This window comes from Ignavibacteriota bacterium, assembly GCA_016212665.1.
Lineage (GTDB): Bacteria > Bacteroidota > Ignavibacteria > UBA10030 > SZUA-254 > FW602-bin19.
In genome coordinates this window covers 46,530-67,356 of the sequence record JACREZ010000004.1, presented here as the reverse complement: position 1 = coordinate 67,356, position 20,827 = coordinate 46,530, and the positions used below count along the sequence as shown (strand labels likewise).

Genomic DNA, 20,827 nt, shown 5'->3' with positions numbered 1-20,827 from the left:
TATGTCGCGAAGAATTGTTATTCTTGCCGAAGGAAAATTCGACCCGTTAAAATCCAAGACCGCTAATCAGGCAATCAGGTATATTCCTGAAGAAGTTGTCGGAGTGATTGATTCGGCGCAGGCGGGAAGAACAGTGCAACACGTGCTGGGGTTCGGAGGCGACATTCCTGTCTTTTCTGATTTAAGAACATCGTTGCTGAAAAAACCGGACACACTTCTCATCGGCATCGCGCCAACGGGCGGACGATTACCTGAAGAATGGCGACGATGGATTCTCGAAGCAATCGAAAACAAGTTGAACATCATCAGCGGCTTACACACGATGTTATCTGATGATGAAGAATTCAAACAGAAAGCGATTCAACATGGAATTACTCTCACGGATTTGAGAAAGATTTCTTCGGAGTACGAAGTTGTCTCGAAAGGATTGTGGAGAGAACGAAGAGCGAAAACAATTCTCACAGTCGGAACAGATTGCAATGCGGGAAAGATGACTGCATCGCTTGAACTTCAAAGAGAGTTTGTTCGTCGAGGATTGAAGTCGGATTTTGTGGCGACGGGGCAAACGGGAATGTTGCTTTCCGGTCGGGGCTTTGCTGTTGATTCCATCATCAGTGATTATGTTGCAGGAGGAATTGAACATGAAATTGAATTACGATGTGCTGAAGGAGCGGAGTTTGTTCACGTAGAAGGACAAGGTTCGCTCACGCATCAGGGATATTCGAGCGTCACGCTTGGTTTGATGCACGGAACAATGCCCGATGCGATGATTATGGTTCATCATCCGATTCGGCAAGTTGATGATTACGGATTCCCGATTTCGGATGTCAAGAAATTAATTACACTGCATGAAATGATTCTCGAACCGTTTCGTAAGTCTAAAATTGTAGGAATTGCTGTCAACACGGCAATGATGACGAAGCAACAGGTTGAAAAATCAATCAAAGAACTTGAAGAACAGACGGGTTTGCCTGCGGCGAATGTACTTGGTGATGGTGTCAAGAAATTAACAGATGTACTAATAGATTTTCTTCAAAAATAAATTTCCCTAAATGCTCGTAATGAAATTCGGCGGCACTTCTGTTGAAGATGCCGCTGCCATTCGCAGACTTATTGAAATTGTACAACGGGAACAACATCGTCAGCCACTTGTTGTTGTTTCTGCGTGCGCGGGAGTGACGAACGAATTGCTTCGCGTCGCGCAATCTGTCAGAGGAGGAGATAAAGCGAAGGCTCAACAATCATTAAAAGGAATTAAAGCACGCCACAAGCAAATTGCTTCCGATTTGCTTGCAGACGAGTTGCTGAATTCCATCAATGAGAAAATTGATGAACTGATTCAGGAACTTTCAAACTTTGTGCAGGGCGTTTATTTACTTGGTGAACTTACGCCTCGCTCGATAGATGCGTTTGCAAGTTTCGGTGAGCAACTTTCTTCATTGATTATTCATGCCGCAATGAAACAGTCCGGTATGGATGCTGAACTCGTTGATGCACGGAACGTCATGCGCACGGACTCCGCGTTCACTTCTGCAATGCCGAAGTTAGAGCAAGTAACCGAAAATGCCAAAAATATTATTCTGCCGTTGAGTAAATCAAACAATGTTGTGGTAACACAAGGATTCATCGGTGCGACTGAAGATAGTGTTACAACGACGATTGGTCGCGGCGGTTCGGATTTGAGCGCCTCAATTTTCGGCTCAGTCCTTGATGCGGAGGAAATTCAAATCTGGACTGATGTTGACGGGATGATGTCCGCCGACCCGCGCATTATTCCGGAAGCGCATTTGATTGACGTAATGAGTTTTGCCGAAGCATCGGAACTTGCATATTTTGGCGCGAAGGTTCTTCATCCGAGAACTATTCTTCCCGCAGTAGAAAAGAAAATTCCTGTTCGTGTTCTCAATTCAAAACGACCGGAAGTTCGGGGAACATTGATTGTTCATGACGTTCCGAAAGAAATGCTCTCAAACGGAGAAGTCATTAAATCAATCGCCTTCAAAAAGGGAATCACAGTCATCAATGTCAATTCCTCCCGCATGTTGATGGCGCATGGATTTCTTGCAAAGTTGTTTTCCATCTTTGAAGAGTTTCAAAAAAGTGTTGATGTTGTTGCGACATCGGAAGTCAGCGTTTCGCTCACGGTTGATAGTGAAGAACAATTGCCGGATATTCTTACCGCGTTACAAAAAATCGGTGATGTTCAAGTCAAACAACAGAAAGCAATTGTCTGTGTTGTTGGCGAGGGGATGAGAAACGCAAAAGGAACCGGCGCGAGAATTTTTGCCGCGCTGGCGAATGCTGATGTGAATATAGAAATGGTTTCGGAAGGCGCGTCGGAAATTAATCTTACACTGGTAGTTGATGAAGAGGATGTTGCACGGTCGGTTCGTGCGTTGCATGATGAATTTTTTTCGAGCAAAAATTAATTGAGATGGAACAATTCAAATTCATAGAGAACGAGTTGTGGTGTGAAGGAGTGAATCTTCGTCTTGCCGCGGAACATTTCGGAACGCCGTTGTATGTTTACAGCAAACAATCTATCCGCGACCACGCTCGATGGATTGAGCAGGCGTTCGGCGAGACCGACCATCTCTCATGTTATGCAATCAAAGCAAACGGGAACAGAGAAATTCTTCGCGTTCTTGCTGAAGAAGGAATCGGCGCGGACGCCGGTTCAATCGGAGAGTTACAACTTGCTCTTGAAGCAGGATTTCCACCGGAGAAAATTACATTAAGCGGAGTCGGCAAGCGTGACGATGAAATTGAGTTTGCTCTTCGCCAAAACATCCACGCTCTGAATGTCGAATCGGAAGAAGAAGTAAAAGTAATCAGTGAAATCGCCGAACGAATCTGGATGACAGCGCGGATTTTGCTCAGAGTGAATTTCGATATTGAAACGCCGACGCACAAGTACACATCAACCGGACATAAGCACACGAAGTTTGGAATTGAACGGGAGAAAGCAATCGAAGTTGCAACGTGGGCATCGAAAATTCCGGGGATTGAGTTGCGGGGAATTCATAGTCACATCGGTTCACAAATCACCGACGCCGAAACCTTTCTTCAAGCCGCTCGTGAAGTCGTTGAACTCGTGAATGAACTGCGAACAAACGGACTTGAAATTTCCGAGTTGAACTTTGGCGGCGGTTTCGGTGTACAGTATCATGATTACGTTTCACATACATTTCTGCCGAACGATGGTGAACATGCCGATAACGGAGTGACGACAGTGAAACTTCTCGAATCGGTATTGCCGGTTTTGAAAGAATCGAAATGCAAAATTTTTATTCAGCCGGGACGTTCCATCATTGCGCACTCTGGGATTTTATTGACAAAAGTGTTATATACAAAACAAAGCGGCGACAAAACATTTGTCATTGTTGATGCAGGCATGAACGATTTGATTCGTCCGAGTTTGTATCAATCATATCATCAAATTGTGCCGTTGCAACTGTCAGATTCAAACCACGTGCGTGTTGATGTTGTCGGTCCGTTGTGCGAGTCGGGCGATTTTTTTGCTCATGACCGCCTGATGCCGGAAGTGAAACGTGGAGATTCTCTTGCAATTTTATGCACAGGAGCGTATGGATTTGTTTTGTCATCAAATTACAATGGTCGTCAGCGTCCCGCCGAAATAATGGTGGACGGAAGCGAATGTGTATTAATCAGAAATCGAGAAACAATAAATCAATTATAGGAAAGTTCTAAATGAAAGTATTTGATGTTGCGGTTGTTGGTGCAACGGGTTTAGTCGGAAGAAAAATGATTCAGGTGTTGGAAGAGAGAAAGTTTCCGGTCGGGAAACTTCGTCCACTAGCAACGGCGCATTCGGTTGGGAAGACGGTTGAGTTTAACGGAAAGAGAGTTCACGTTGAAGAGTTAACGCCGAACAGTTTTCAGGGAATCGAGATTGCGCTTTTCTCGGCAGGCGCATCGGTTAGCAAAGAATTTGCACCGCACGCAGTCAAGGCGGGTGCGTTGGTGATTGATAACAGCAGTGCGTTCCGCATGATTGAGGGAATTCCGCTTGTTGTGCCGGAGGTGAATGCGAAGGAAATCTTCCATCACAAAGGAATCATTGCCAATCCGAACTGCTCGACGATTCAAATGTGCGTTGCGCTGAAACCGTTGCATGATAAATGGAAGATTCGCCGCATTGTTGTTTCGACGTATCAATCGGTCACAGGTGCAGGACAAAAAGGTGTCAACCAACTCTATGCGGAGATCGAGGAAGAAGATTCGTACGAAAAAAAATTCCCGCATCCGATTGCGTACAATGTTCTTCCGCATATTGATGTGTTTGCCGATGATGGCTACTCACGGGAAGAACACAAAATGGTGTTTGAGACGAAAAAGATTTTTGGTGATGAAACCATCAAGGTTTCGCCGACATGCGTTCGTGTCCCTGCGGTTGGCGGTCACAGCGAATCCATCAACGTAGAGTTTGAAAAACATTTTGAACTCGAAGAAATATTTGAAACTTTACACCACGCTGCCGGTGTTACTGTGCAGGACGATGTGAAACAAAATGTTTATCCAATGCCAATCCATGCGCACGATAAAGACGACGTGTTCGTCGGCAGAATTCGCCGTGATGAATCAACCAAAAACGGACTGAATCTCTGGGTTGTGTCAGATAATCTCCGCAAAGGCGCGGCAACAAACGCCGTGCAGATTGCTGAAGTATGGATTACGAAACATTAACGATTGCTTCACTGAGTCATTGACGACTTTATTTAACCATTTACCAATAACCAATTAACAAATAATCATCATGAAAAAACTACTTTTGTTCTTACTCATCATGTCGGTTGCAGCATTTGCAGGCGATATGAAGTCACTGAAGATTAGTGACAAAGCCCCGTCGTTTGCGTTGAAGAATTATGACGGAAAAGAATTCACGCTGGAGAAACTTCTCAAAGAAAATAAGTACACTGTACTGTTGTGGATTTCCACCGAATGTCCCGTCTCGAATGCGTATAACGAACGCATGGTAAAATTGTATGACATGTATGCAGGAAAAGGCATTGCCTTTGTCGGGATGAATTCTAACAAAGCGGAAAAAACTTCCGACATCGAGAAACACTCGAAGGAAAATAAATTCAAATTTCCCGTGTTGAAAGACGACATGAACAAGATTGCCGATTTGTATGCGGCACAGGTAACGCCGGAAGTGTTTGTGTTGGATACAAAAGGTATGATTCTCTATCACGGAAGAATTGACGACAGCAAAAACGCTGACAAAGTAGAAAAGAAAGATTTAGCAGCGGCGCTCGATGCACTTCTCGCCGGAAAGAAAATAGAAAATGCTGAAACAAAAGCATTCGGGTGCACGGTGAAGCGTGTAGAGAAGGCACAACTTTCAGAATGAACCAACGACGATTTCATCAACTCACTCTCATCGTGATGATGGGAGTGAGTTTTTTGTTTTTGGTTTGTCAAACGAAGAAGGAAGAAACGAAGCAGAAACAAAACCTGCCCGAAGTACAACAAATCAATTTTGAACAACTTCAGAAAAAAATTAAAGCGAATACCGGCAAGATAACGGTGGTAAATTTCTGGGCGAGTTGGTGTACTCCATGTAAGGAGGAGATGCCGTATCTTGTCAAGTTAAAAAATACTTACCATGACAAACTTGAACTGCTTCTTGTTGCAATTGATGATGTTGAGATTGTTGATTCAACGATTCGACCATTGTTGCAAACTACAGGAGTGGACTTTCTCAGTTATATCAAGGAAGAAGGAGACGATGAATCGTTCATCAATTCTGTGAATCCCGAATGGAGCGGTGCGTTGCCGGCAACGTTTATTTATGATGCGAATGGAAAACAGGTTGAATTCCTGACAGGTGAGCGGACGTTTGAGCAGTTTGAAACGAAGGTGAAGAAATTCTTGGTATCGAAGTGAATATTTTGGAAAACGACTCTTGAATACTTATTATCTACTGTGAAATTAGATTTTACAGACCATGCTCTGAATGTTCAACGAGAACGGGCGATTTCTGATACATGGATTTACACAGCAATTGAAAACCCGGACGAACGATTTGTCGAGGACGACGGAACAATCCACTACATCAAACAAATAAATGATTTTGGTGGACGATTTTTAAGGGTTGTTGTTAATCCAATTTCTGGTAAAATTGTAACAGTATTTTTTGATAGAAGAATAAGGAAGTTAAAATGAGATTAAAAGTTGACCTGAATAGTAATGCATTATACTTGCGACTTGATGAATCAGCAATTGTTGATTCGGAACAGATTAAGCCCGGAGTTATTCTTGACTATGACGAAAAGAATAATGTCGTGGGAATAGAATTGCTGAATATTCGAGAACGAGTAAATGAAAAGTTTCTCAAACAATTACAGTTTGAAACTGTTTAATTTAAGAACGACTGATTGCAAAACGATTAAGTATTGTGTATAATTGTCCCGTCCCTGACGGGATTTTTTATTGAATTATGAAGAAACCTTTTCTCGAACGTATTAAAGAATCGCCCATCATCTGTGACGGAGCGATGGGAACCGTACTTGATTTGTACGAGTACCCGGAACTTCCGCATGAACTTCAGAACATCAAGAATCCCGATATAGTCGAGCGAATTCATCGTGAGTACATCGAAGCGGGTTCGGAGATTATTGAGACGAATACGTTCTCTGCAAATCGTTTGCGACTCGGTCAGTTTCATTTGCAGGATAAACTTCGCGAAATCAATTTAGCAGGCGTTGAGATTGCCCGACGCGCGGCAAACAACGAAGTGTATGTTGCAGGCGCTGTCGGTCCGACAGGCATGTTGCTGGAGCCGATTGGTAAAATCAAAAAGCAACAGGCGCGTGATGCCTTCAAAGAACAAATCGAACTCTTGCTCGAAGCCGGCGTTGATTTGATAATGCTTGAAACATTTGTTAGCGTGCAGGAACTTGACGAAGCGCTCACCGTTGCCAAGGAACTGACGAATCTTCCCATCGTTGCACAAAAAGCGTTTGCAGAAGATGGCGCGATTCTCAACGGTACATATCCAATTGAAGTCATCGAACACCTCATTGAAGCAGGAGCCGATGTTGTCGGGGCGAACTGCACTGTCGGTCCGCAGAGAATGTTCAGCATTATTCGGAATGTTCACAAAGACGGAGTCATTCTTGCGGCGCAACCTGCGGCGGGAATTCCGACATTGCTCAACGGTCGTTCAATTTATCACACGACGCCGGAATATCTTGCAACGTATGCAAAAGAACTTGTCGAATCGGGCGTGACATTGATAGGTGCATGTTGCGGCTCGACTCCTTCACACATTAAAGCAATTGCCGATGTTGTGAAAGGAATGAAAGTCGGGAAGCCGTCTCCGAAAATTGAAATCAAATCAAGAGAGCACATCAGCGCTGAACTTGAACCGCGGTATTATACAGAAGCATCGCGCTGGTCGAAGTTTGCCCGCAATGTCGGAAAGAAATTGATGACAGCGGTGGAACTCGATATTCCACGCGGCACTGATATGTCAAGTGTTTTGGAAGGAGCACAATACTGCTACGAACGAAAGATTGATGCCGTCAATATTACCGAAGGCGCACGAGCGCGCTTGCGAATGAGTTCCATCGCAATCTCGACGATGATTCAACAGCGAGTTGGTATCGAGACGATGTGTCACCGTGCATCGCGTGACCACAACCTGATTGGCTTGCAGGCAGAACTTCTCGGGGCGCACGCACTCGGCATCAGGAATATATTGTGCATTACCGGCGACCCGGCAAACATCGGAGATTATCCGCACGCAACTTCCGTCTTCGATGTTGATTCGATTGGGTTGATTCGTTCCATCAGTTCGATGAACCGAGGCACGGACATCATGGGAAATACGATTGGTGAACCGACTTCATTTTATATCGCGTGCGCGGCAAATCCTTCTGCCGATAATTTGGATTATGAAATTGAACGGCTTGAAAAGAAAGTCGAAGCGGGTGTGAATATAGCGTTCACTCAGCCCTTGTTTGAAATGAAAACACTTGAAACATTTCTCAAACGTATTGAACACTTGCATCTGCCAATCATGCTCGGCATTATTCCGCTTCGGAGTTACAAGCACGCAGAGTTCCTTCATCACGAAGTTCCCGGTATGAGAATTCCAGAACGATTCAGAGAGATGATGCAACACGCAGAGAAAAACGCGGCGAAACTTGGTGTCAAACTCTCACAGGATTTTATCAAAGAAGCAAAATCTGCTGTTGCAGGAATTTACATCATGCCGCCGTTCAGGAAGTATAGCGTGGTGGATGAGTTGCTTTCGGTGTTATAATGATTCAAGATTCATGATATAAGATTTATGTTTCATGATTTAGTTGAAGTTTGCAATCGCCTTTACTTCAAAGGTTTCGTCTCCGCCACCGACGGCAACGTAAGCGCTCGTCTGGAGAACGGCAACTTTCTTACAACACGAAGCGGCATCAACAAAGGCATGGTAACGGAAGATGATATTCTTGAAGTAGATAACAATGGAAATATTGTAATCCGCAATCCGCAATCCGCAATCCGAAATCATAAGCCATCAACCGAATTCAGAATGCACCTTTTCATTTACCAACAACGCCCTGACGTGAACGCTGTTGTTCATGCGCATCCGATTTATGCAACGGGGTTTGCGGCGGCGAGAGTACCTCTCACAAGTTGTGTCTTTCCTGAAGTGATTGTCGGACTTGGAGCAGTTCCGTTGGCTGAGTATGCAACACCGTCAACGGAAGAAGTTGCTTTGTCTATCGCTCCGTTTGTCAAACAGACCGATGCAATCTTGCTTGCTAATCACGGCGTGGTAACGTACGGTAGGGATTTGTGGGATGCGTATTACAAAATGGAAAAAGTCGAACACGCCGCGCATATTACGTTTGTTGCAAAAATGTTGGGCGGTGAGAAATTGCTTTCACAGGAAGAGATTGAAAAACTTCGTGCAATCAGTCAGCAATCGTACGGGAAAGAAATCACCGATAAGATTTCGTGTGTTGTTGGTGAAGAGAATACAGAAAGTTCTGTAGATGTACGGAAAGTAATTCGACAGATGCTTGATGCTTGATGCTTGTTTCTTGTTTCTCAACTCCTACAATAAGTACATATAAACAGAAACTAATTTACAATGAAATCAGAAATCAGAAATCAGAAATCAGAAATCAAAAACTTCAAACCACAAACGCACCCGCCCAAGGCGGGCAGAAACCGCAAACCCAAAATAAGAGTCGGTGTTGTGTTCGGTGGTCGTTCTGCCGAGCATGAAGTATCACTTGTTTCTGCAACCGCAGTGATGAATGCGTTGGATAAGAAAAAGTATGAAGTAATTCCCATCGGCATTACACGGGATGGAAAATGGATGAGTTCGGAAAATGTCATGACCATTTTGAAAGAGCGTCAATGGGTGGTGAATGAAACGGTGCAAATAGTTCTTCCCGACCCGACGTTTCAGGGATTAGTCGGTGTGTATGGAGAAATATATCCGCCGATGGTTTCCCGGTTAGATGTGCTTTTTCCTGTGCTTCACGGAGCGTTTGGGGAAGATGGAACAATGCAAGGGTTGTTCGAACTTGCCAACCTTCCGTACGTTGGTGCTGGAGTTCTCGGTTCATCGGTCGGGATGGATAAAATAATTTCAAAGCAACTGTTTGAACGAGCGGGGATTCCGGTTGCACCATACGTTTGGTTTTTGAGCAAGGAGTTCAGAACAAGGCGCGAACGTCTTATCAAAGAGGTCGAGACAAAATTACAATATCCATGTTTCGTGAAACCGGCAAACTCCGGTTCAAGTGTGGGAATCTCCAAAGCGCATGACAGGAAGGAATTGATACGTGCAATGAAGTTGGCAATGGAGTACGATAGAAAAATTCTTATCGAGAAGGGAATCGTAAATGCTCGTGAGATTGAAGTGAGCGTTTTGGGAAATGATGAACCTCTCGCTTCGGTTCCGGGAGAAATAATTTCTTCGAACGAGTTTTACGACTACGATGCAAAGTATGTTGACGGGAAATCAAGGGAAGTCATCCCCGCCAAACTTCCTAAATCAGTCATCAAAAAGATTCAGAAGTACGCGTTGCTTGGTTTCAAAGCGATTGATTGTGCGGGCATGGCACGGGTGGATTTCTTGGTCGAAAAAGGCACAAACAGGTTTTATTTGAATGAAATCAACACGATACCCGGCTTCACTTCCATCAGCATGTACCCGAAGTTATGGCAGGCGTCCGGGCTTTCCTACTCAACGTTGCTCGATAAACTTATCGGTTTGGCGTTCGAGCGACATCGTCAGAAACTATCACTCAAAACATCGTACCAACCCAAGACAAAATGGTATCAGAAAAGTTGATTTCTTGGCTGAGAAGTCTTACATTCAATCGCCATGAACGACCTCTACTACCGAAAAGATTCTTCTCATAAATTTCTACCGAACTGGCTCCGTCGGCTTTTCAGAAATAAAAAGTTGATGTGGTCAGTCGTCATTCTTTTCTTCGTTGCAGGAATGATAACGTTCAGCGACAAAGGATTGCTCGACCGTTATCATCTCCAAAAACAAAAGGAAGAAATGGCGTTGCTCATCCAACAAGCGCGCGTTGATTCGCTTTATCTTCAGAAACAATCCGCCGACCTTGACACATCGAAGTTTGCCATCGAAAAAGTCGCCCGTGATAAATATGGAATGATTCGAGAAGGCGAGACGGTATACAAGATTAAGAAGTGATGTGAGATGTGGGAAATGAGATATTTGCAAAATATTATCGCTCATATCCCAAATCTCATATCGCATATCAGTCGAGGTAGTTGATGGAATTATTTGAACGAGACTCTCCTTCCAAAGAAAAATCTTCACAACAACAATTCGCTCCACTTGCGGAACGAGTGCGCCCGAAAACTCTCAGCGAGTTTGTCGGGCAGACGCATTTAGTTGGTGAAGAGAAGTCGCTTCGCATTCTCATCGAGAAGGATGAAGTCCCTTCGATGATTTTCTGGGGACCGCCAGGATGCGGGAAGACTACACTTGCTCGTGTGATTGCAGAGCATACGAAAGCAGAATATTTTCAAATGAGCGCGGTAACTTCGGGAGTCGCGGAAGTTCGGAAAGTGTTAGACAGAGCGGAAATAAACAGGAAGAAATTAAATAAGCGTACAATTCTTTTCATAGATGAAATTCACCGGTTCAATAAAGCGCAACAAGACGCGTTACTTCACAGTGTTGAAGATGGAAACATTACGCTCATTGGAGCGACGACGGAGAATCCATCGTTTGAAGTAATTTCGCCATTGCTTTCCCGATGCCGCGTGTATGTGCTTGAACCGTTGGGAGTCAATGAACTGAATACTATTTTGAATCATGCACTTGCAGAAGATTTCGTATTGAAGAAAATGTCGGTGACGATTGGTGAATCCGAGCGGGAATTGTTGATGTTGTATGCCGCTGGCGATGCGCGGGTGTTGCTGAACTCTCTCGAAACTGCTTTGAGAATCACCAAGCCGACCGGGAAGAACGAACGAATTGTTTCAAAGGAAATTGTTGAAAAAGTTTTTCAAAAGAAAACTACAAAGTACGATAAAGGGGGAGAAGAACATTACAACATTATTTCTGCATTCATCAAGAGTATTCGTGGCAGCGACCCGGACGCGGCTGTTTACTGGCTTGCGCGAATGTTGGATGGAGGCGAAGACCCGAAATTCATTGCGCGCAGAATGATAGTACTTGCGTCGGAAGATGTCGGGAATGCCGACCCGTACGCTCTGACGATTGCCACAAGTTGCTTCACCGCAGTAGATTACATCGGGATGCCGGAAGCGAGAATTATTCTTGCTCAGGCGGCAACGTATCTTGCATCTGCGCCAAAAAGTAACGCGTCGTACCGGGCGATTGAGGATGCGTTGGAAATTGTACGAACACAATCGAGCGGCGAAGTTCCGCTTCATCTCCGCAACGCGTCGACGAAGTTGATGAAGGAATTGAAGTACGGCGAGGAATATAAATACAGTCACAACTATGACGGACATTTTGTTGAGCAACAATATTTACCGGATAATTTGAAAGAGAAAGTATTTTATCAGCCGACGGAAGAAGGGAAAGAAAAAGAGATAAAAGAAAGGTTGGAGAAGTGGTGGAACAATTTAAAAGCCAAAAGGAAAAAGTAGTTAGTTTGAAAGTTCAGTCTTTGATTTTTATATTGTTCCAAACAAAAAGAGAATGAATATGGAAAACGTAACTCAACAATCACGTATTACACTTATTCCTGGTTTGTGTGGCGGGAAACCGACAATAAGAGGTATGCGAATCACGGTCTCAAATGTTTTGGAAATGCTTGCCGGTGGAATGACTGAAAAGCAGATTCTTCATGACTATCCTTACCTCGAGTTAGAAGATATAAAAGAATGTCTTCGCTTTGCTGCAAGAGTGTCTTCTTATTCATTTGAAATGTCTGAGGCAACCGGGTGAAATGGTTGGTGGATGCTCAGTTGCCACCGAGTCTTTGTGATTGGTTTCGCTCACGAAATGAGTTGGCTGTTCATGTTTCAGAACTGCTGGGTGGCATATCAATGCCTGATGAATTAATTTGGAGTATTGCTAAACGAGACGAGTTTGTTGTTATCAGCAAGGATAGAGATTTTTTTGACAGGTCTATTGTCTATGGTTCGCCGCCACAAATTGTTTATCTTGATTTCGGAAACTGTTCTAACGAAAATTTATTCCTGATTCTTCACCAACACTGGGGAGAATTACAATATGCTCTCAAAAAAGGAAGGTCTCTTGTTGTGATTTCAAAAAAACAATTACTTACCTTTTAATATTACTTATGTCAACTCAACATTATTTTTTAGGCATTGACCTCGGCGCAACAACTGTTAAAACCGGGTGTGTTTCTTCTGACGGAAAAATTCTTTCTGAGACGAAGGTTTCGACAGAAGCGCATCTTGGACCGGACGCTGTTGTTCAACAAATTATGAAGACGGTGGATTCGATGTTCAATCAATATGGCAACGATTCGTTAGAAGCAATTGGTATCGGCGCGCCAGGGATTGTGAACAACGGAATCGTCAAAGCGCCACCGAATATTTCTGCGTGGGATGAAGTAAATCTTCAAAATGAAATCAATCGCATTACGGGAATCAAGGTCGTTGTTGAGAACGATGCGAACTGTGCGGCGTTGGCTGAAGCAAAGTTCGGAGCGGGAATTCACCACAGGAATTTTCTTTTTGTTATTTGGGGAACCGGCGTCGGTGGCGGTATTATTCTCGACGGAAAAATCTATCACGGACCGAACGGTGGTGCGGGAGAAATCGGTCACACGACGATTGACTTCAACGGACCTGATTGTAATTGCGGGAACAAAGGGTGCATCGAAGCATATATCGGTCAGCGGTATCTTTCTCAACGGACGAAAGAGTTACTGCAAAAGTCGAACGTTCATTCCAAAATTATTGAACTTGTTGAAGGAGACTTCAATAAAATAGAACCCGCTGTCATCTCTCTCGCCGCAGAGCAGGGAGACGCAGTAGCGAAAGAAATTCTGACAGAAGCCGGAACATTACTTGGGTACGCGCTCTCTAATGTTTCCAACATTCTCGATTTGGAAACAGTGATTATTGGTGGCGGAATTTCTGCCGCGCCACAATTTGTGTATGATGCTGTCACAAATGCGCTTCGTGCGCGGGTTCTCAAACCGCATCGTCCGAACATTCAGGTATTGAGAGCGAAACTCGGAAATACGGCGGGAATTATTGGGGCGGCAAGTCTTGTTATCTAATCGAATGATGCATCGCCTTTTACAAACCCAATCTGTAAACAAGATTCGTACAAGTCTTTGGAAGGATTTCGGATTTCGGATTTCGGATTTCGGATTGATGCTATTTTTGTTTTTCATATTTTATGGAAACGGAAGTGCGCAAGAATCCCGACTGAGTAATCCTTTTTCATCAACAGATACAGTTCGGGTTGATTCTGTTCTGACGGACTCGACTTCGGTGTTGAAAGATACAGTTGCTGCTTCGGGTGGAATTGATACGGTGGTGACATACTCGTGTACCGATTCGATTATTTATCACTTCTCGACGAGAACAATGTCGCTCTACAAAAATTCTTCAATTCAATATCAAACAATGGAATTGAAGTCGGAGCAAATCGGGATTGATTGGAAGACGAATATGCTGAGTGCGGAAGGAGTTGCCGATTCGACAGACACGTTGCATGGCGGTTACCGAGGTACGCCGGTGATGAAAGACGGAGGCGAGCAGTACGATGGCAGAACGCTGACGTATAACTTTCAAACGAAGAAAGGAAAAATCAATATCGCCGACACAAAAATGGACGAAGGATTTTATCACGGCGAAGACATCAAGAAGGTGGACAAGGATATTTTGTTCGTCGCAAAAGGACGATACACAACATGTGACGCGCCGGAGCCACACTATTATTTCGGAAGTCCGAGGATGAAAGTGAAGATGCAGGATCAGGTTGTCGCCGAGCCGGTCTATTTGTTCATTGCTGATGTGCCGGTGTTTGCGTTGCCGTTCGCAGTCTTTCCGAACAAGGGGGGGAGGCGTTCAGGGATTATCGCGCCGGCGTACGGCGAGGACGGAACACGCGGTCGCTTCCTTCGTCATCTCGGTTTTTACTGGGCGATGAATGATTACATGGATTGGAAAGTGCAAAGCGATTTGTACTCAAAAGGCGGATGGGCGGCGGCTTCCAACTTTCAATATAATGTTCGATATAATTTCACCGGTTCGTTCAGCGGCGAGTATAAGAGGCTTCACGCAGGCGAAGAGAACGACCCGCGGCGAACGGAAGAAGAATCGTACCGGGCAACCATCAACCATAATCAGGATATTGACCCGACGACGCGCCTGAATGTTGACTTCACTTTCGCGAGCGATAACGCGTATCGAAACACAATTGATTATCAGGAAGCGCTTCAACAAACAATTTCCTCCAACGCGACACTCTCGAAACATTGGGAATCGCCGAACAGCATTTCGCTCAATGTCAGTCGTCAGCAATATTTGGTGAAGGGAGATGTGTATGAAACGATGCCGTCGCTCAGTTTCAATCATGGAACGAGTTATCCGTTCAGAAGAAAGAAGGCGGGCGATGAATCATCTGACCTGAACTGGTACGAACAAATCGGTTTGAATTACGGCATGAGCGCATCGAACTCCCGCTCGAAAACAAATGTCTCGGTCAACAATATCAAAACGAATCTCAACGGAGTTGACACGTTGCTTGCCGTCGAGGAATTTCAGCGCGGCAACGCACAGCGCATCGGGCAAAGCATGAGCATCAGCATCGCGCCGAAACTTGGCTACATCACCGTTTCGCCCTCGCTTCACTTCAGCGATTCGCGGGATTTCAGCAGTACCGATATTCCCGTTGCCGATACGTCCGATAGTTCCATTTCATACATGAATAAAAAAGAGGCAAAGCGTATCGGCACACTCTCGACAGGTCTTTCGTTGAACACACGTATTTTCGGAATCCTTCAACCGAACGTGCTTGGCATTTCAGCGATTCGTCATACGCTGACGCCTTCCGTTTCGTTCGCGTATGATAAACAAGTCTATGGCGATAATCCCGAAGACAAACGGCTCTATGCAAACTTCAATGTCGGGAATGTGTTTGAGATGAAAACGATTCCCGAAGCGGAAGGAAAAGAAGGGACGAAGATTCAACTGCTCAATGTCGGGCTTGGCGCAAGTTATGATTTCACCGCCGACAGCATGAACCTGAGTAATCTCGGAATGAATTTCAGAACGGGCATTGGACGAACGTTTGATATTAATGGAGGTGCGAATTTTGATTTCTACAAGTTGGAAGAATCATCACCCGGAAGGTTCAATCGTGTAAACAAGTTCGAGTTGAGCGAGAACGGTCGGCTTGCGCGTCTGACGAATTTCAACATCCGGTTTTCCACATCGCTTTCCGGCGAGAAGAAAAAATCGGGTGGTCAGCCGACACAGCGGGATTCCTCTGCCGGAGTGCAACCCGTTCGTTCCCGTTCGTATGACAGCATGGCAGAACCGGATTTCAGTATTCCATGGAATTTAAGTTTGGATTGGAGTTACTCGGAAAGCAGAAACCCGCAAGTCGTTCGTTCATCGAGCATCAACGGAAATCTTGATTTCAATTTGACGGAGAAATGGAAGTTTGCAGTTGCAAGCGGCTACGATTTTGTCAGTCAGGAGTTTGTTTACCCCCGCATGAATATCTCCCGCGACTTGCATTGCTGGACGATGAACTTCTCATGGACTCCCATCGGGCAATATCGAAGTTACCAATTTGAAATCCGCGTGAAGGCATCGCAGTTGCAGGATTTGAAAGTGACGAAGTCGGGAAGCGACCGAGGAATCTACTGATTTCGGATTTCGGATTGCCGATTGCGGATTGCGGATTGAAAAATGATTTAAGATTGACGATTGACGATTTAGGCATTGGGCTTAGGGCATAGAGCTTAGAACGGTGAGCGCTGAGCAGTGAATATTTCTATCACCTTCCACCTTTTACCTACAACCTACTCACCACTCACACCTAACCACTCACAAATCCTCTGTGTGACTTGACTTTTATTTGAACTTTTGCTAAACTACGGCTGAAATAATTCATTGATGAGCCGAAACTTTTAAGTGATGGCTCACTGGTTTAATAATCAAGTAACGAGGTTGGCTATGTCGTTCAAGATATTTTTTACACAGTTGATTATCAGTTTTATGTTCTTATTGGGAAGCGTTTCTATGGGGCAGGTAGAGTTTACTCTCCCGTTAATGTATCACGATACAAGTATGATATTTCATGATACAATTTATTGGGGGCTTCGCCCCGGTGCATCTTATTGTGCTACGGATTCCGGAGAGGTGGAATTGCCTCCCATGGCGTGTGGAATCAGTGCCTGTGTTCACTTTGCTGATGTGATGCCTATTGGTAACGGTGCGTGTATGGGACAAGGTACATATTTAGATGTGCGTCCTTCTTATAGTTCATCGCAGATAGATACTTACAAAGTTGTGTTCGTATCAATCTTCCCGATTACATTTCATTGGTTACCCACGCTGTATCAATATTATGACAGCGCAAAAATAACACGAAGTGGAGTTTCTTCTCCTGCAATCAATATGTTCACTCAGGACTCTCTTTTCATTGACAACCCAAGTGTTTCCGCAATAAAAATATTTACTTACGGACCGAAACAACCAAACGGTGTCGGTGAGTTTTGGAATGAACAACCGATGCAGTTTTCACTTGAACAAAACTATCCCAATCCGTTCAACCCTTCAACAAATTTCGGATTTCGGATTGCCAATTTCGGATTTGTAACATTGAAAGTGTTTGATGTGTTGGGAAGGGAAGTTGCAAAGTTGGTTGATGAAAAGAAGGAAGCAGGAAAATATTCTGTTCAATGGAATGCAGAGGGATTGCCAAGTGGCGTGTATTTCTACAAACTGCAAGCGGGTGAGTTTTCATCGGTAAAGAAGTTGCTGTTGATGCGGTAATTCCCGAGTCTAAAGTTTTGTCTGCCCAAAAACCAGGGATTCCCTGATTGATTATTTGCCGGAAGAGTTGTAACTTGATCAAGAAGTATGATTTGTGAATGTTGATATTTAAATTTGGTGAAATAGGAAAGTTATGAAGAACCACAATTCAATTTTTATCATTATTGTTCTTGTTCTTCTGATGTCCGAACATAGTTTCGGGCAGAATTTTTTGCACGGATATTCTCCTGATATTTTTCCACCTGACACTGTTGTGAGCGTTGGTGGGAAGGATGTAATTGCAATGTGGTTTATTGCACCGGCAACAGGATGTATAGATTCTATTTTCTGGCTGATGGGTGATACAATAAGCGCGTTAGATTCGACCGGATATTTTCGAGTACACAAATCGAACATTCGGCAGGGGAGAGGTCCGGGATACGATTATCCTTCACCACCTATACGTTGGGGCTATTGGAAAAACACTCGTGACACTGACCAAGGTTTAGCCGCATTCTATCAAGATGCAACTGATACACAATGGATATCAACTATTTCGGGTTTAATTCCTTCATTTCAACCATGGGGTGAAGATCTTTTTGGACTCGGTGGTTTCCCAGTAATTTTACGTCCAAACTTTGGAAACTATTTTGAAATGTGGCAATGGAATCCTTGTTTTTCTCGTGGTGATGCAATAGTGATAAGTTGCAGAGTTAACAATGGAGAGTTTAATTCCGGATATCCAACTCAATTTAAAGCATCTAAAACGAGCGATTCACTTTCTCGTGCATGGATATTTTATGAGCATGACAGTGGGTGGCACGCTATTGGAAAATTGAATTTCAATATTTGGTTTAGTATGCACGGTGATGCCGAAATAATAACTGGTTGGAAAACATATTCGAAAGGATGGAATTTAGTTAGCGTACCAAAACGTGTCTCTGATTTTCGGAAAACGGTACTTTTCCCCGATGCAATTTCTCATGCGTTTGGATACAATGACGGTTATAGTACATTCGACACCTTACAAATCGGAAGAGGATATTGGTTAAAGTTTGATAGCACGAGAAGTATTTATTTTGATGGTCAAGTCACGTACGAAGAATCCACTGATGTGAAAGCCGGATGGAATGTCATTGGAACTCCATCAATGACTCTTTCAACGGAATATGTCCATTCCTATCCACCCGGAATTATATCCGGTGGATTTTATCGTTATAACCGCGGTTATACTGTTACCGATATGCTGTATGCCGGAGAAGGATATTGGGTGAAAGTTGCTCAGGATGGAAAGATTGTTTTATCAGCAACACGACCAACGATGCGCTCTAACGAATGACTTGAATTATCATAGAATGTAAAGGGGATTCAATTAATCTAAAACCTCCTCGTTATTGTTGAATAACTTGAATACTGAATAGTATCTGAAGTCTGTAACATTTTCACTTGCATCTTACTCTCCTTTTTTCTATCATTGTTCCGAAATTAGTTACACGATGTCATAAACTATGCTTCGGTTACAGTCGGATACGGTTCTTCTCAAGAAATTGTTTTCTGGCAATTCTACTACAGAACATGCCTGGAAAGAATTTCTCCGTCGTTATTCAAATCTCTTCCTGAAAATTATCTGGCAGACGGAACGCGACCATGACCGCGTGATGGATAAATATCTGTTTGTCTGTACGAAACTTTCTGCCAACAACTTTGCTGTCCTGAAAAAATTTCAACCCGAAACGCAAGAACATCAACCGAAACTTTCGACGTGGCTGACTGTTGTCGTGAAGAACCTCTGTATCGAAGAACACCGAACGCTTCACGGACGATTACGCTATCCTGCGGCATTACTCCGTCTTTCCGAATTTGACCGTTGTGTGTTCAAACTCTACTACTGGAAAGGTTATTCCCGGGATGAAATTGAACATCATCTTGCCGGGAGAGGAAAGAACAACCTTAGTGTTGCTGAGTCGCTTTTGAAAATTGAACGTGTTGTAAAAGACGAGAACCCGGTATCTTCTCAGACAGTTCACCGGATTTCGTATGATGATACCGACGCGAAGATGAGCGAGTCATTTCAGCAATCAGAAGAAATGTTCGAGCAACAGTGGTTCGATGAAGCGGTCGGGCAGTTACCGGAACGAGAGCGAATTATTATCCGCATGAGATTTTGGGAAGGGATGACCGCCCCTGAAATCGGTGAACTATTGCAAATACATCCTCAGCGTAAAATTTATACTATCATAGAAAATGCTTTGAAAACCCTTCGTGCGCATGCCCGTCGGCATCTCGAAGCGTAAAGCATCCTGTTCTGTCCATATCATAAGTTAGAAAATATGAGAGACCATTTAACAGACTCCGAAGTCGCGTTATTTCTTGAACAACGACTTTCACCCGCGCAGCGTACTTCAGCCGAACAACATCTTGGCGTTTGCCAGATGTGTTGTGAACATCTTGCATCGTCATACAAAATGATGTCTGCAATAACCGAAAGCGCCGTTCCGCAATTGGATAACAATGTTCTCCACCAAGCAGAGCGATTGGTTCAAGTAACCCCGCGCAAGGGTTCGATGTGGAATTACGGTACTAACAGAATGCAATTCGCTTTCGCGATACTTTTGTTGCTTTTCATCGGCGCCGCGATGTATTGGCAACCATGGAAATCGGAAGAGGTTGTTTATCGCTCAGGAGAAGTGGCATTATCGGTCGAATTAGTTTCCCCGCTCGAAGGAGAAATTATCAGTACTATGCCTCTCGAATTTTTGTGGTCGCCTGTTCAAGAAGCCGTACAGTATCAATTTTATCTGATGAATGAGCAGGGAGAAGTACTTTCCAAGCAAATCACCACCGAAGCGAAACTGAAATTTCAGCAAGCCGAACTGTTTGAAAAAGAAAAAACATATCACTGGCAAGTGGATGCGGTTATGATGGAAGGGAGTATCATCAGCTCGGAGTCTGCGTCGTTTATATATTTGCCCTGAAATAACTTATCCGTCCGATGAATCGGACGGCAATAAATAGCTGTTAGTTGTGTCTTGATAGTTATTGCCGTTGAATTTATTCAATGGATAACGCGAGGAGAAAATCCTAAATCCTAATCTCGAAACTCTAAACAAATTCTAATCTCGAATGTTCAAGGGCTCAATTTCACTGGAAACAGCGGTTTAGTTTTTTGAATTTCGGATTTGTTTAATATTTCGAATTTCGATATTAGGATTTTTGACATCAAACAACGGTGTTGCGTAACTTCGGCTGATAACAATTCTTGTCTCTTTCCAACTTTTCCCTTACGTTATGCCGGACTTACGATGAGATACTCGGTATAATGTCACATTCAAATATATTTCGTCTATTGAGATTTCTTTCT

At 43.9% G+C, this 20,827-nt stretch carries 21 protein-coding genes; all 21 read left to right on the top strand.

The window, feature by feature from the left end:
• Position 1: 1 nt before the first annotated feature.
• Positions 2-1,042 (top strand): DUF1611 domain-containing protein, encoded by a 1,041-nt coding sequence (locus HY960_01370; GenBank protein ID MBI5214381.1) that lies wholly within the window; start codon positions 2-4, stop codon positions 1,040-1,042.
• Positions 1,043-1,052: 10 nt separating this feature from the next.
• The gene (lysC, locus tag HY960_01365) at positions 1,053-2,429 is read left to right on the top strand and encodes a lysine-sensitive aspartokinase 3 (protein ID MBI5214380.1); all 1,377 of its coding nucleotides are present in this window, start codon (positions 1,053-1,055) and stop codon (positions 2,427-2,429) included.
• 5 nt (positions 2,430-2,434) lie between these two features.
• Complete coding sequence (lysA, locus tag HY960_01360; protein MBI5214379.1) at positions 2,435-3,700, top strand: diaminopimelate decarboxylase; 1,266 nt, start codon at positions 2,435-2,437, stop codon at positions 3,698-3,700.
• A gap of 11 nt (positions 3,701-3,711) precedes the next feature.
• Entirely contained in the window at positions 3,712-4,707 is a 996-nt protein-coding gene (locus HY960_01355; protein MBI5214378.1) for an aspartate-semialdehyde dehydrogenase, read from the top strand.
• A 70-nt stretch (positions 4,708-4,777) separates the two neighbouring features.
• Entirely contained in the window at positions 4,778-5,374 is a 597-nt protein-coding gene (locus HY960_01350; protein ID MBI5214377.1) for a redoxin domain-containing protein, read from the top strand.
• Complete coding sequence (locus HY960_01345) at positions 5,371-5,910, top strand: TlpA family protein disulfide reductase (GenBank protein ID MBI5214376.1); 540 nt, start codon at positions 5,371-5,373, stop codon at positions 5,908-5,910. The genes HY960_01350 and HY960_01345 overlap by 4 nt, the downstream gene beginning before the upstream one ends.
• 39 nt (positions 5,911-5,949) lie before the next feature.
• On the top strand, positions 5,950-6,189 hold the full coding sequence (locus HY960_01340; GenBank protein MBI5214375.1) for a DUF4258 domain-containing protein: 240 nt from the start codon (positions 5,950-5,952) through the stop codon (positions 6,187-6,189).
• Positions 6,186-6,386, top strand: a complete 201-nt coding sequence (locus HY960_01335) for a DUF2283 domain-containing protein (GenBank protein MBI5214374.1) — start codon at positions 6,186-6,188, stop codon at positions 6,384-6,386. Before HY960_01340 ends, HY960_01335 begins: the two co-directional genes overlap by 4 nt.
• A 77-nt stretch (positions 6,387-6,463) precedes the next feature.
• Positions 6,464-8,293 carry a bifunctional homocysteine S-methyltransferase/methylenetetrahydrofolate reductase gene (locus tag HY960_01330; GenBank protein MBI5214373.1) on the top strand — a complete coding sequence of 610 codons (1,830 nt, stop codon included), beginning with the start codon at positions 6,464-6,466 and terminating at the stop codon, positions 8,291-8,293.
• A gap of 27 nt (positions 8,294-8,320) precedes the next feature.
• Positions 8,321-9,061 (top strand): class II aldolase/adducin family protein, encoded by a 741-nt coding sequence (locus tag HY960_01325; protein MBI5214372.1) that lies wholly within the window; start codon positions 8,321-8,323, stop codon positions 9,059-9,061.
• A 60-nt stretch (positions 9,062-9,121) separates the two neighbouring features.
• Complete coding sequence (locus HY960_01320; protein MBI5214371.1) at positions 9,122-10,336, top strand: D-alanine--D-alanine ligase; 1,215 nt, start codon at positions 9,122-9,124, stop codon at positions 10,334-10,336.
• A gap of 33 nt (positions 10,337-10,369) precedes the next feature.
• Entirely contained in the window at positions 10,370-10,708 is a 339-nt protein-coding gene (locus HY960_01315; protein ID MBI5214370.1) for a septum formation initiator family protein, read from the top strand.
• Positions 10,709-10,791: 83 nt separating this feature from the next.
• Entirely contained in the window at positions 10,792-12,141 is a 1,350-nt protein-coding gene (locus HY960_01310) for a replication-associated recombination protein A (GenBank protein MBI5214369.1), read from the top strand.
• A 58-nt stretch (positions 12,142-12,199) separates the two neighbouring features.
• The gene (locus HY960_01305) at positions 12,200-12,442 is read left to right on the top strand and encodes a DUF433 domain-containing protein (GenBank protein ID MBI5214368.1); all 243 of its coding nucleotides are present in this window, start codon (positions 12,200-12,202) and stop codon (positions 12,440-12,442) included.
• Positions 12,439-12,792 carry a DUF5615 family PIN-like protein gene (locus HY960_01300; GenBank protein ID MBI5214367.1) on the top strand — a complete coding sequence of 118 codons (354 nt, stop codon included), beginning with the start codon at positions 12,439-12,441 and terminating at the stop codon, positions 12,790-12,792. The genes HY960_01305 and HY960_01300 overlap by 4 nt, the downstream gene beginning before the upstream one ends.
• A gap of 8 nt (positions 12,793-12,800) precedes the next feature.
• Complete coding sequence (locus tag HY960_01295; protein MBI5214366.1) at positions 12,801-13,751, top strand: ROK family protein; 951 nt, start codon at positions 12,801-12,803, stop codon at positions 13,749-13,751.
• 4 nt (positions 13,752-13,755) lie between these two features.
• Positions 13,756-16,356, top strand: coding sequence for an LPS-assembly protein LptD (locus tag HY960_01290; protein MBI5214365.1), 2,601 nt, complete (start codon positions 13,756-13,758; stop codon positions 16,354-16,356).
• Positions 16,357-16,626: 270 nt separating this feature from the next.
• Positions 16,627-17,487, top strand: coding sequence for a T9SS type A sorting domain-containing protein (locus HY960_01285; protein MBI5214364.1), 861 nt, complete (start codon positions 16,627-16,629; stop codon positions 17,485-17,487).
• Positions 17,488-17,620: 133 nt separating this feature from the next.
• Positions 17,621-18,805, top strand: a complete 1,185-nt coding sequence (locus tag HY960_01280) for a hypothetical protein (GenBank protein MBI5214363.1) — start codon at positions 17,621-17,623, stop codon at positions 18,803-18,805.
• A 169-nt stretch (positions 18,806-18,974) separates the two neighbouring features.
• Positions 18,975-19,760: a hypothetical protein gene (locus tag HY960_01275; GenBank protein ID MBI5214362.1), complete on the top strand. Its 786-nt coding sequence runs from the start codon at positions 18,975-18,977 to the stop codon at positions 19,758-19,760.
• Positions 19,761-19,796: 36 nt separating this feature from the next.
• A complete protein-coding gene (locus tag HY960_01270) occupies positions 19,797-20,441 on the top strand; it encodes a hypothetical protein (GenBank protein MBI5214361.1) in 645 nt (214 codons plus the stop codon).
• Positions 20,442-20,827 lie beyond the last annotated feature (386 nt).